This is a genomic window from Pantoea sp. 22096 (assembly GCF_052045955.1).
In the GTDB taxonomy this organism is placed as follows: domain Bacteria; phylum Pseudomonadota; class Gammaproteobacteria; order Enterobacterales; family Enterobacteriaceae; genus Pantoea; species Pantoea alfalfae.
The window spans coordinates 1-13,293 of record NZ_JBQEPW010000004.1 but is presented as its reverse complement, the minus strand read 5'-3'; the positions used below and the strand labels follow the sequence as shown (position 1 = coordinate 13,293).

Here is a 13,293-nt window from a genome sequence, read left to right as displayed (position 1 = left end):
CAGCAGGGGCAGCAAATCTTATGTTTACCTCTCCCGCAGCGCTTCCTTCGCCCGGTTCAGCGGTTTCATCAGATACTCCATGATGGTTTTACTGCCGGTATGGATCTCACCCATTGCGATCATCCCCGGATAAACCGGAAACTTTTTCCCTTTTTTATTGACCAGATAATCCTTATCGGTGCGGATGTAGACGCGGTAATAGTACTGGTCGCGATGAACTTCATCCTGAATGGTGTCGGGAGAAATAGAGGCCACTTTGCCCTCCAGACCGCCATAGATGTTGTAGTCGTAGGCCGTGAGTTTCACCACCGCACGCTGGCCGGGTGTGATAAAGGCAACATCGCGCGGGGCAATCTGCGCCTCAATCATCAGCTGCTCATCCAGCGGCACAATTTCCATCAGATTGCCGCGCTGCGGAATCACGCCGCCAACGGTGTTCACCTCGATATCTTTAACGATCCCTCTGACCGGCGTGATAACGACAGTGCGCTTCAGTGAGTCCGCTCGCCCGATGATAATGGAGCGTTGAGATGCCGCTTCGGCGTTGGCTTTCGCCAGCTCTTCACGGGCCTGCACGATATAGTTATTTTCCGCGTCGTTGAGCTTACTTTGCAGGTCGTTAGCCTGACGTTTCAGGCGCAGCACTTCCACATTGCTTGCCGCGCCTTTTGCCACCAGGGAAGAGGTCAGCTGCAGTTCGCGGTTAATCAGACTCAGCGCTTCAGTCAGGCCGCTGATGGTTTTGCTGTAGTTCTCACGACGCGAGTGATAAAGCGCCGTCTCAGCGGCCACCAGGGACGGATCCGCTAAAACTTCCGGCGGAAAGGTCAGCGGCGTGCCTGCCGTCTCAGCCTGTAAGCGGGCCGCCGTCGCGAGCGCTGCGCGTAAACGCGACGTGCTTTCCTGCACACCGGAGTCAATCTGGGTGGGATCCAGCAGGGCCAGCACCTGGCCCGCCTCAACCACATCGCCTTCGTGAACCTTCAGCTCTTTGAGGATCCCGCCTTCCAGCGACTGGATGATCTGCTCGTGTGAGCTGGGTACCACTTTGCCGACACCAACGGTGACTTCATCCAGTTCAAAGTTAGAAGCCCAGACAAAGAACAGCAGCAGCATGACCAGCATCGACATGATGATCAGGCCGCCGGAAGAGACGCGCTGACGGGAACGCTGATGCTTCTTTTTACGGAATAAGGAGAAACTCATACGTGTGCTCCCTGCGGTTTAACATTGACTTTGCCCTGATGCGGCGCGGCACTGGCTTCGGGCCGGGTGACCAGCATCTCTGCTTTTGAGCCATCCCGCGCAATCCTGCCTTTATCCATCAGCATGATGCGATCAACCAGCTGCAATACCGCCGGGCGATGCGTGGCGATAATCAGCGTACGGTTGCCCATCCACGTCATCAGCCGCTCAATCAGATGTTTTTCAGCGGCATCATCCAGCCAGGCGGTCGGTTCATCCAGCAACAGCACGCTGGGCTGGCGGAGCAGGGTGCGTGCCAGCAACAGCTGCTGACGCTGTCCGCCAGACAAGCCTTTGCCGCCTTCCTGTAACAGATAATCCATGCCTTCCGGCAGGCGCTGAATAAAGTCGAGTGCGCCGCTGATCTCCAGTGCCTGAAGCATCTCCTCTTCTGTCGCCAGCGGCATGCCCAGGCGTAAGTTCTCGCGAATTGTGCCGTAGAACAGGGATGCGTTCTGGGTCAGCAGCCCGACGTCACGCCTTACATCCAGCGGGTCAATGGAGGAAAGCCGCACGCCATCCAGCAGCAGGGCACCTTCACCCGGCTGCAACAGACCTGCCATCAGCTGCAACAGCGTTGATTTACCGGACCCGTTACGCCCCAGCAGCGCCACTTTCTCACCGGCTTTAATGGTCAGCTTTTTCACCGTCAGCACCGGATCAGCGGAGTTCGGGTCGTAGCGATAGATGACATCAGAGAGCGCATATTCGCCGTTAATGCGCGGGCGATGAATACGGATGCTGCTCTCTGGCTGATCGACCTCGCTGTTGAGCAGGTTCTCCAGTCCTTCGCGCGCCACTTTGGCCTGCTGCCAGCGGCCAAATATCATCGCCAGCTGGCCCAGCGGTGCCATCATGCGTGACGCCAGCATCGAGCAGCCAATTAACACGCCGGTAGAGAGGTCACCGCTCATGGCAAAAAAAGCACCCACCAGCACCACGCTGACATAGGCAACGGTCTGGACTTCACTGGTCCAGCTCATCAGCAGGCCGCTGACAAAACGCTGCTTCTGTGAAGATTTACTGATCACCTCATTCAGGTGATTCCACTGGTTCTGAAAGTAGGGCTCTGCGCGCAGCAGCTTGATGTCATCCATGCCCTGTACGGTCTCAACCAGCATAGCGCTGCGCACTGCGGACTCGCGCATGGTCGCTTTGGAGAGCTTCGCCAGCGAACCCTGCGCCAGCAGGCCCGGAATAACAATCAGCGGAATCGCCGCCAGCGGAACCAGTACCAGCCATCCACCCAGTAACCAGAGGATAAACAGGAAGATGATTAAAAAAGGCAGATCGGCAATTGCTGAAATGGTGGTCGAGGTAATCAGTTCACGGATCTGTTCCAGCTCGCGGATCTGGGCAATAAACGATCCGGTCGATTTGGGCCGCTGATCGTTACGGATCCGCAGCGCGTGACCAAAGACGCGATCGGAGATGCGCAGATCCGCGCTTTTACCGGCTGCATCAGAGATATGCGTGCGGATGATACGCATCACAAACACGCAGGTCAGGGCGATCATGACGCCGCCAAACAGCACCCAGAGAGAGGGCACCGACTGGGAAGGGATCACCCGGTCATACACCTGCATGGTGAAGAGCATCGCGGAGAGACCCAGCACGTTGGAGATCAGCGACGCAAACATCACGTTTACATAGGCTGGCCACTCACGAAGAATGGTCTGCCACAGCCAGTCAGCACGATGTGGCTTAATATAGTCATCCACCCGCGCATCCGGCACGGAAGACTCCGGCTTCGCCAGCAGTACGCGCTGTGCATGCTGCGACAGATCTTCAATACTCAGCGTGGTCTGCAGCTGTTTTTCACCGCTCAGCATCACGCTGACCTGGCCATCCTCGCCCACCGTGGTGATGACGCCGACGCCGCGAGGACCGAAATCGACGATCAACGGCATGCGCCACGGATCGAGCTGATCCGGGTCAAACGCGTCAAAAATGACCAGCAGGCCGAGCTGGCGCGCCATATTTTCAATCAGGGCATCCTGTGAAAGGTGCTGCATGTGCCATTCCGCTTCCCCTTTCACCCGCTCAGGTGAACCATCAAGGCGGTAATGTTTCGCCACCAGCAGCAGCGCGTCGAGCCAGGGGGTATAAGCCTTTTTCGCGTGAGGCTGTGCTGATGCATTTTCGCTGTCAGATATTGTGTTCATTATCATCTTCTCTTAATTGCTGACAGAATTACGGCGCAATGCGCAGTCCCTGAATGACCTTATTATTTAAATCAAATGCTTCACGTGCCATACCGGTTACGACCAGATAATTAACCGAGGAGGCCCACAGATCGCAGCGGGCATTAATTAAATCCTGCTGAGCACGGCTTATTTCCTGCTCGGCGTTAAGTAAGTCGAGTACGTTTCGGTTACCCAGCGATAAATATTGCTCACGATAAAGGGAGCGCGTCTCCATAATCGTTTTCATCCGGCGCGTCAGCAGGCTGATATTTTTTTGTAATCCCTTTACGCTCTGGAAATAATTGCGTTGCTGATCGCTGATCTCCAGTTTTTTACTGGCTATGGTGGTTCTGGCCGCTTCCAGTGCGCGGGCACTGGCACTTTCCTGCGCCACTAATGCGCCGCCCTGATAAAGCGTACTGTTAACAGACAGATAAACGTTCTGGTACTGGCTATGGCGCTGATAATCCGCAATGTCGCCGATATATTTATTTGTGCTGGCTTCAAGCGATAAAGTGGGATAGCGCTGCGCTTTGTAATTACGTAACTCAGCCAGTGCCACGGCGGCATCGGCCTGGGCGACTAAAATAGTCGGGTTACGGTTTAAATCGATCCGGGCATTCTGACGCTCAATCAGCGGCAGCAGCGAGATCGGTGCGGATATTTTCTTTTCGGCAACCGGCTGGCCCAGCAAGGATTGCAGATGGTATTTCTGCTGCTGGAGTTTGATTTCCAGATCCAGTTGCTCTGCCTGGGCGGCTTCAACACGCGCCTGCGCCTGAACCGGATCCACCCGTGTGCTGGCTCCGGCATCGGCACGCATTTGCGTCAGCGCCAGGATATCCCGCAGGGCTTTCACCTCTTTCTTCGAATTATCAAGCAGCTGCGTCGAGCGATAAACGTCATTCAGTGCCAGTGCGGTTTGTTCAATAATGGTGTCGATCTGCATCAGAACAGTGGCCTGCTGGCGCAGATATTTCGCGCTGGCCTGATCGACCGCGCTGCCAGTTTTACCAAAGTCGTAAAGCATCTGAGAGAGGCCGACGGTGGCGATATGGCCGCTGCCTTCATCCTGCTGTCGACCGGTTGTGATGCCCGCTTTTATAGAGGGCAGATAGCCCGCTTTTGCGGCATCAATGGTGAACCCTGATGACTCCAGCGTCGCAATGCTGCTGCTGATGGAGGGATGATGATTCACCGCCAGCTGGATAGCCGCCTGCCAGTCAGCCGGAAAGCTTTCAGCTGCGTTCGACGCTGCAGGCTGCATTTCAATTTCTGCCGGATTAATTTGTAATTTGTCTGCCAGCGCCGATCCGCCCGCAGGCAAGGTGCCGGGATTTGGTGTTTTAGAAAATACGCCCCAGAAACCTGCCGGTGCTTCATTAATGGCGGGTTCGCTGCCTGAGAAAAGTTTTTGATCGGCAGCAAAAGAATATTGGGTAATAAGAATACAGTGCAAAATGATAATAATTTTTTTCATGATGTTTAGATAATTAAATATATCTCCGTCATAAAAGGTGGATTAAATCGCGGGGAAGTGGCAGGCTGGTGTAAATAACCCAGCCTGCTTTTAATGCGGATATTAATTATCCGATGGTGATGTCGTCTTCAATATATAACTGTACCACGGAGCCATCGGCTGCAGAACTGGTGTAATGGTTATAGTTAACCCCATTTGCCACTATTCCGTCTGCCTGCTCCCAGTTACCATTCAGCGTCACCGTGTCGCCATTTTCCCCTCTGACATATAACGTATTATCGTTATCAGTGACCTTCAGCAGACTTTCTGCGCTTATTACCAGATTGTCTTTTCCGGCATCCGTCATCAGGTCGATGGTTTCAATATTGCTGACCCTGGCGGAGATATCGCTAAGGTTCAGCGTTCCCGTGCCATGCCAGGCCAGCGTATCGTTACCATCGGCACCGTTGATAGAGATGAAATCGGTGTCATAGACTTCGAAAACATCTGCACCGCGGGTGCCGGTGAAGGTAATTGCGCCGCCTTCGCTGCCATCAACATCAACGCCCAGGTTAAAGCTCAGAGAGGCATTGCTGCCGTCTGACAGGGCATAAGTGAAGGTGTCAGTGTTTCCGCTGTGCGCATACGCATCATCCACCACGTAGCTGTAGTGACCCGCTTCATCGATAACCAGCGTGCCGTAGGCACCCTTGAAGCTCACCGCATCGTCAGTGATCGCGGTGGTTTCACCGTTCTGGCTCACCGATACCACGGTCAGATCGGCGGAGACATCCTCGATGGAGCCGGCAAGATGCTCTGCCACTTCGTTGAATTGCAGACCCTGCTGAACATAGAGTTTGATTGCCGTGCCATCCAGCGCCGTGCTGGTGTAGAGGGTGTAGGTGATGTTATTCAGCGTTTCCACGCCGTTAACAGCCCACACGCCCTGCAGTGAAAGGGAGTCATTGCTGCCACCCCTGACATACAGCACATTGTTGGTATCCGTGATTTTCTCAATATCATCGGCACTAATCAGCAGCGCCGTTGCCTGGGCGTTATCCTGCAGATCGATGATTTCGATATTGCTCACTTTGTCCGCAATCTCACTGAGGTCCAGCTCGTCACCGCCATTCCAGACCAGCGTATCCTGACCCGTTTTACCGTCCACCGAGGTGAACTCGGTGTCCTGAACGGTGAAGCTATCATCGCCAACGGTACCGGCAAAGATCAGTGCGCCACCTGCCGATCCATCTACGGAGACACCCAGCGTCATCACCAGATTTTTAGTGGTGCCATCCGCCAGAACATAGGTGAATGAATCCTCACTGCCGGTCAGTTGGATCACCGAGTCGCTATTCAGCGTGTAGGTATAGCTGCCATCGTCCTTGATCGTCAGCGTGCCGTAAGTTCCCGCGATAGTTGTTCCTTCAGCGCTAACCAGCGTATAGCTTGCGGCACCAGTCACAATTCCCGCCGTGACCGACGTTACCAACAGCGAGCTGTCACTGGTGCTGTCGCTGGTAAAGACGGAACCCGTGACGCTGGAGCTGGTACTGACTTTATAGTCGGTGGTGCTGACGATGTTCACTGCCACTTTCACAGTGAGCGCATCGTAGGTGGTTGACCACAGGAAGCCAGAATGTCCGGACTGCGTGCTATCGACCACGATGCGGTAGGTTCCCGCATTCTGACCCTCCAGCGAGACATTCAGCGGACTGCCACTGGTGATCGCCTGCGTGCCGCTGGTCACGTTGTCCCAGCGCAGCGTCTGCTCGTTGTAAACCTGCAACGACCAGTTCACCGAAACAGTATTGCTGGCATTGATCGACGTCCCGGTCACGCTGACGTTAATCTCCTGCAGATCGCTGATGCTGTTAACCGTGAAGCTCTCGCTGGTAAAGCTGCTGGTTGCAGTGTTCATCGTGGTGGTCTGCGCCACGCTGTCACTGAGCAGAGCAACGTCGCCGGTCACGTCGGCCGCATTGTTTTCAGAGGCGGTTTCGGTGCTGCTCAGTTTCATGTCGCGATCAACGTAGAGATTCACCGTCTGACCATCAGCGGTCGTGCCGACGTAATGGACGTAATCCACGTTGTTGACCACTTCACTGCCTGCCAGCGTCCAGATGCCAGAGAGGGTCAGTGTGTCGGTGATGGCACCTTTAACAAACAGCGTATTATCGGCATCGGTGATGTCCGCCACGTTTTGTGCGGTGACCACCAGATTATTCACTGCGCTGTCATTAACCAGCTCGATCTCTTCGATGTTGCTGATTTTCGACTGCAGCTCGCTGAGCGTCAGGGTGCCGGTACCGCTCCACACCAGCGTATCCAGACCTTCACCCCCATCAATGTGGGTAAAGCTGGTGTCGCTCACGTTGAAGATATCGTCGCTCGCCGTACCTGTGACATCCTGCGCATCGGTAACGGTATATTCCGTCCCACCTTCGCTATCCGTATAGGTTGTTGAGGAGAGAGTAACCTCCTGCTGCACGTAGATATCGACAACGGTACCGGCAGCTGTGGTGCTGGTGTAGTGCGTGTAAGTGATGCTGTCGACAATCACCGTACCACTGTTGACCCAGGTGCCTTCCAGCGTCACGCTGTCGCCAGCGATGCCCTTAACATAGAGCGCATTACTTTCGCTGGTCACATCTTCTACGCTCTGGGCATCCAGCACCAGGTTGTCACTGCTGGTGGTTGAGGTCAGCATGATCGATTCGATGTTGCTGACTTTCGCCGCGACATCGCTCAAGACCAGCTTGCCATTGCCATGCCATGCCAGCGTATCGTCGCCAGTCGAGCCATCTACCGAAGCGAAGCTCGTGTCATAAACATCAAACACATCGTTGACTTCAGTGCCCTGGAACACCAGCGCACCGCCGTTGCTGCCGTCAACTTCAACGCCCAGATGGATCGTGACGGTGGCGTTTACCACTTCACCATTAGCACCTTGCAGCGAATAGGTGAATACGTCTTCAGAGCCGGCTGGCAGTGTGTCGGTAGCTGGCGTGTAGGTATAAGCGCCGTTGCTATAGATCACCAGGGTGCCATACTGACCCACAATGGAAACGCCACTTTCGGTCACCCAGGTATAGCTGTCGTCGACCGTCACATCGCTGGTGCTGTCACCCGCTTTGACATACATCCGTGTATAGATGGAACTCAGCTTATCAACTGCACCGTCTGTGCCTTCATCGGTCAGAACGTTGCCGGTTGCGACCTCACTCGCGGTGATGACGTAATCGGTGGTGCTGACTGTCTGAACAGACATATCTAGTTTCACCGTATTTGTTGCGCCGGTGGTTGATATCGCCACGCGGTAGGTTCCCTCACCCAGGCCGGACAGCAACGTTGACATATCTATGTCCTGAATAACTTCTTCGTTGTGTTGTCCTGCGGCCACTACAGCGGTCTGCGTTTTCACCGTGGTCCATGTGCCATCACTGTTCTGCATTTGCACGTCATAAGTGATGTTCAATGCTGTGGAGAAGTTATTGCCAAACAATCCCCACTCGGTGGTTAACGTCAGCGAACCAGTGATCAGATCGTCTGAAGCTGACAGGGTAAAGGTCGAGGTATAGTTCTCGGTTCCGCCTGCGACCAGTGCAACGCTGGTATCTGTCGCGCTCGATGACTCAAAGGTCACCGTAACGCTGGCATCAGCCTCGTTGCTGGAAGCGATATCCGTAACGGCGGTTGCAGAAGGGTCGTTAGCATCCCAGCTCAGGTCTAGCGCCTCATTTGTTGTACCAATCTGCACGTAAATCTGAGCCGATGAGCTCTGACCCGTAGCGGAGTCGGTAATGGTGTAGGTAAAGGTATCCACCTTACCGATACTTTCCATAGTGGAAACAAGCGTGTAGACATAGCTGCCATCAGCGTTGATGATTAGCGTGCCATACTGACCGACCAGCGTGGCGGTCTGGGTGGTGTCACCCAGCGTGACAGATGTCACGGTGCCATCGCTATTGGTCACGCTCACCGCGGTCACAGAGGTGTAGGCACTGTGTGGAATACCATCTGCACCATAGACGCTATCGACATCTGTTATCACATTGCCGGTTGCTGTGGTGTAGTCAGTCGGGGTGCCCTGTTCCGCCAGCGTATAGACGGTTTTAGAAGCCTCCAGATTAAAGCTCACACCGACGTTAATACCATTGGTGGTATACACCAGCTGATACTGTCCGGCGGTCAGGCCGGTTAGCGTGATGGTGGAAGTTGATGCGCCCAGTCCGAACAGGCCAAACAGGTTTCCGCTGTTCTCTTCAGATACGGTAACCCAGGTGCTGGTTGAAGAATCATACTTCTGCAATACCAGTGTCGAGTTACTGGCGATATTCAGGAAAGCAGAGGAGGTTGCAGTGACATCAAGATCGATAACTGTGCCATCCGCGACTACAATCGGATCACTGACAATCTTATTGTTGAAGGCGATTAATCCGCCGTCCTCCAGTATGGTTCCCAGATCCTCACTGACATCAACCGGATAAGTAAAGCCTACCGCAGCTCCTGATACAACATTGTCAGATGCCGTCAGCGTGATGGCCTGCACATTCAAATCCAGCGTGTCAGATGGATCACTGCTGTTGCCTGCCGCGTCTGTGACAGTAAAGGTCACTTCATGACTGCCATCATACAATCCGTCAGTGGCAGTAATAGTCCAGCTGCCATCGTCGGCGACGGTGGTTTCGCCGACGATCTCACCTTTGTCATACATCGTGACGGTGGTACCAGGCTCAAGATCGCTGCCGCTGAAGGTGAGTTGGTTGTCGCTTTGGGTTTCGGTTGTGTCGATAATCGTACCTGTTTCATCCGTGATCACCACCGTAGTAATGTCTACGCCTTCAGGTGCAACAGAATCTATGACGTAACTGACCGCGTCAGATTCACCGCTGCTGTTACCGGCAGCATCGACAGTCTCAAACGTAAAGCTGTGATCACCCTCAGTCAGGGCTTCAGATGGCGTGAACGACCAGCTGCCGTCATCTGCAACCTGTGCTTCACCCAGTACTGTGCCATTATCGCGAACAATAATAGTGGTGCCCGCTTCCTGCCCCGATGTACTAAAGGTCGGCGTGGTATCACTAATCGCACTGCCAGCGGCGAACGTATTGCCAGCATCGTCAGAGACGACCACAGTGGCCACATCAAGCAGATCTGGTGCAACGGTATCGACCACGACGTTAATGGTATCGCTGCGGGTGTTTCCTTCCGCATCCGTTACGGTGACGATCAATGCATGATCACCGTCAGCCAGTGCTGCGTCAGGCGTAAAGCTCCAGCTTCCATCCTCAGCAACCACGACACTGCCCAGCACGGTTTCGCCATCGGCGATGGTGACTGTTACACCCGGCGTCTGATCCTGACCGCTAAAGGTCGGTGTGCTGTCGTTAATGGCTTCACCATTCACAATCACATTGCCGGCATCATCTGTCACCACAACACCCGTGTTGATGCCTTTGGTTGCCGAGATTGACAGGTCCAGCGCTTCAGATGCACCGCTGCTGTTGCCGACTTCATCGGTGACTTCGAAAGTGAACTGATGTTCACCATCATCAAGCGAGGTTGAAGGCGTAAAGGACCAGCTGCCATCTTCGCTGACCGTGGTTTCACCCAATACGGTTTCACCATCGCGAATAATCACGGTCGCTCCCGGCTCCAGCGCTGTGCCACTGAAGGTTGGCGTATTATCTGCTGTGATACCGGCTGCGGTGATAGTGGCACCGTCGTTATCGACCATTGTGACCGTAGAGATATCAACCCCTTCAGGCGGTGTGGTATCGACAGTGACGTTGAAGACTCCGCTGGCACTGACGCCTTGTGGATCAGTAACGGTGACCTCGATGGCATGCGCACCGTCAGCCAATCCAGCGGTTGGTGTGAAGGTCCAGCTGCCGTCCGCACCTACAGTCACAGTGGTCAGCGTGGTATCGCCGTCAGCGATGACAATAGTGGTTCCAGGTTCGAAGTTTTTACCGTTGAACGTTGGCGTACTGTCACTGATAGTGTCGCCATCCAGAATAGCGGTACCGTTATCATCAACGATTTCCATGGACGGCGCGGTTTGCACCACGACATTGATGGTGTCATTGACATGGTTACCGCTGGCGTCTGTACCGTCGACAACCAGGGCGTGCTCGCCATCAGCCAGTGCGGTATCCGGCGTGAAGGTCCAGCTGCCGTCGTCGTCCACGGTGGCGGTGCCTATTTCGGTGTCGCCATCCGAGACAGTTACGGTGGAACCGGGCTTCATACCACCGCCGTTAAGGGTCGGTGTGCTGTCACTGGTAGTCGCGCCGTCGGCGACCGGGTTACCGGCATCGTCGGTCATGCCGGGCACGGTTTCGCTGGTGTCGACGTTCACGTTCACGGTGTCGCTCATGACGTTACCGTTCGCATCGGTGCCGTCAATAACCAGCGCGTGATCGCCGTCGGCGAGTGCTGCATCCGGCGTGAAGGTCCAGTTGCCGTCCGCGTCCACGGTGGCGGTGCCGATTTCAGCATCGCCATCAGAGACGTTCACGGTAGAGCCCGGCTGCATGCCGCCGCCGCTGAGGGTCGGGGTGCTGTCGCTGGTGGTCGCGCCGTCGGCGACCGGGTTACCGGCGTCGTCGGTCAGGCCCGGCACGGTGGCGCTGGTGTCAACGGTGATGTTCACGGTGTCGCTGACCGTGTTGCCGTTCGCGTCGGTGCCGTCGATCACAAGGGCGTGTTCACCGTCGGCGAGTGCGCTATCCGGCGTGAAGGTCCAGCTGCCGTCCGCGTCCACGGTGGCGGTGCCGAGTTCGGTGTCGCCGTCAGAGACGATCATGGTAGAACCCGGCTCCATGCCGCCGCCGCTGAGGGTGGGGGTGCTGTCGCTGGTAGTCGCACCGTCGGCGACCGGGTTACCGGCGTCGTCGGTCAGGCCAGGCGCGGTGGCGCTGGTGTCGACCGTCACGTTCACGGTGTCGCTGACCGCGTTACCGCTGGCATTGGTACCGTCGATGACCAGCGCATGCTCGCCGTCTGCCAGCGGTGCATCCGGCGTAAAGGTCCAGTTGCCGTCCGCGTCCACGGTGGCGGTGCCGATTTCAGCATCGCCGTCGGAGACAGTTACGGTAGAACCCGGCTCCATGCCGCCGCCGCTGAGGGTCGGGGTGCTGTCGCTGGTGGTGCTGCCGTCGGCGACCGGGTTACCGGCGTCGTCGGTCATGACCGGCGCGGTGGCGCTGGTGTCGATGATGACGTCTACAGCATTGCTGACGTTGTTGCCGCTGGCATCAATACCACCTGTGATAAGCGTGTGTTCGCCATCGTCCAGCGCAGTATCTGGCGTAAACGTCCAGTTGCCATCCGCGTCTACGGTAGCTTCACCGATCGGAGTGTTGCCATCTGTGATGACCACGGTGGAGCCGGGCTGCATGCCGCCGCCGCTGAGGGTCGGGGTGCTGTCGCTGGTGGTGCTGCCGTCGGCGACCGGGTTACCGGCGTCGTCGGTCAGGCCCGGTACGGTTTCGCTGGTGTCGACGTTCACGTTCACGGTGTCGCTGACCGCATTACCGTTTGCGTCGGTGCCGTCAATCACAAGGGCGTGCTCGCCGTCGTCCAGCGGCGCGTCAGGGATAAAGGTCCAGCTGCCGTCGGCGTCGACGGTGGCGGTGCCGAGCTCGGTGTCGCCGTCGGAGATCACCACGGTGGAGCCGGGCTCCATGCCGCCGCCGTTAATGGTCGGGGTGCTGTCGCTGGTAGTCGCACCGTCGGCGACCGGGTTACCGGCGTCGTCGGTCAGGCCCGGTACGGTTTCGCTGGTGTCGACGTTCACGTTCACGGTGTCGTTCACCGCGTTGCCATTCGCGTCGGTGCCGTCGATGACGAGTGCATGCTCGCCGTCGTCCAGCGGGGCGTCCGGGGTAAAGGTCCAGCTGCCGTCCGCGTCCACGGTGGCGGTGCCGAGCTCGGTGTCGCCGTCGGAGATCACCACGGTGGAGCCGGGCTCCATGCCGCCCCCGTTAATGGTCGGGGTGCTGTCGCTGGTGCTTGCGCCGTCGGCGACCGGGTTGCCGGCGTCGTCGGTCAGGCCCGGTACGGTGGCGCTGGTGTCAACAGTAACATTCACGGTGTCGTGCACCGCGTTGCCGTTTGCGTCGGTGCCGTCAACGACCAGCGCGTGCTCGCCGTCGTCCAGCGGCGCGTCCGGCGTGAAGGTCCAGCTGCCGTCCTCACCCACGGTGGCGGTGCCGAGCTCGGTGTCGCCGTCGGAGATCACCACGGTGGAGCCGGGCTCCATGCCGCCGCCGCTGAGGGTCGGGGTGCTGTCGCTGGTGCTTGCGCCGTCGGCGACCGGGTTACCGGCGTCGTCGGTCATGCCGGGCACGGTTTCGCTGGTGTCGATGATGACGTCGACGGTGCTGCTGCTGGCGT

Annotated in this window: 4 protein-coding genes; all 4 read right to left on the bottom strand. The window is 56.6% G+C overall.

The genetic code is table 11. The annotated features are described in order from the left end of the window. Positions 1-24: 24 nt before the first annotated feature. The 4 genes from ACTJKZ_RS14750 to ACTJKZ_RS14735 all read right to left on the bottom strand — a co-directional run bounded on the left by ACTJKZ_RS14750 (position 25) and on the right by ACTJKZ_RS14735 (position 13,264). The gene (locus ACTJKZ_RS14750; RefSeq protein WP_440829767.1) at positions 25-1,206 is read right to left on the bottom strand and encodes an HlyD family efflux transporter periplasmic adaptor subunit; all 1,182 of its coding nucleotides are present in this window, start codon (positions 1,204-1,206) and stop codon (positions 25-27) included. Continuing rightward, positions 1,203-3,410 (bottom strand): type I secretion system permease/ATPase, encoded by a 2,208-nt coding sequence (locus tag ACTJKZ_RS14745; RefSeq protein WP_440829766.1) that lies wholly within the window; start codon positions 3,408-3,410, stop codon positions 1,203-1,205. Before ACTJKZ_RS14745 ends, ACTJKZ_RS14750 begins: the two co-directional genes overlap by 4 nt. A 28-nt stretch (positions 3,411-3,438) precedes the next feature. Next, the gene (locus tag ACTJKZ_RS14740) at positions 3,439-4,911 is read right to left on the bottom strand and encodes a TolC family outer membrane protein (protein WP_440829765.1); all 1,473 of its coding nucleotides are present in this window, start codon (positions 4,909-4,911) and stop codon (positions 3,439-3,441) included. Positions 4,912-5,017: 106 nt separating this feature from the next. Further along, positions 5,018-13,264: a beta strand repeat-containing protein gene (locus tag ACTJKZ_RS14735; RefSeq protein ID WP_440829838.1), complete on the bottom strand. Its 8,247-nt coding sequence runs from the start codon at positions 13,262-13,264 to the stop codon at positions 5,018-5,020. Between the last annotated feature and the right edge of the window lie 29 nt (positions 13,265-13,293).

Excerpts from the sequence above, each read along its gene's own strand:
- ACTJKZ_RS14745 (WP_440829766.1), bottom strand. The coding sequence starts at position 3,410 with ATGAACACAATATCTGACAGCGAAAATGCATCAGCACAGCCTCACGCG.
- ACTJKZ_RS14740 (WP_440829765.1), bottom strand. The coding sequence starts at position 4,911 with ATGAAAAAAATTATTATCATTTTGCACTGTATTCTTATTACCCAATAT.
- ACTJKZ_RS14750 (WP_440829767.1), bottom strand. The coding sequence starts at position 1,206 with ATGAGTTTCTCCTTATTCCGTAAAAAGAAGCATCAGCGTTCCCGTCAG.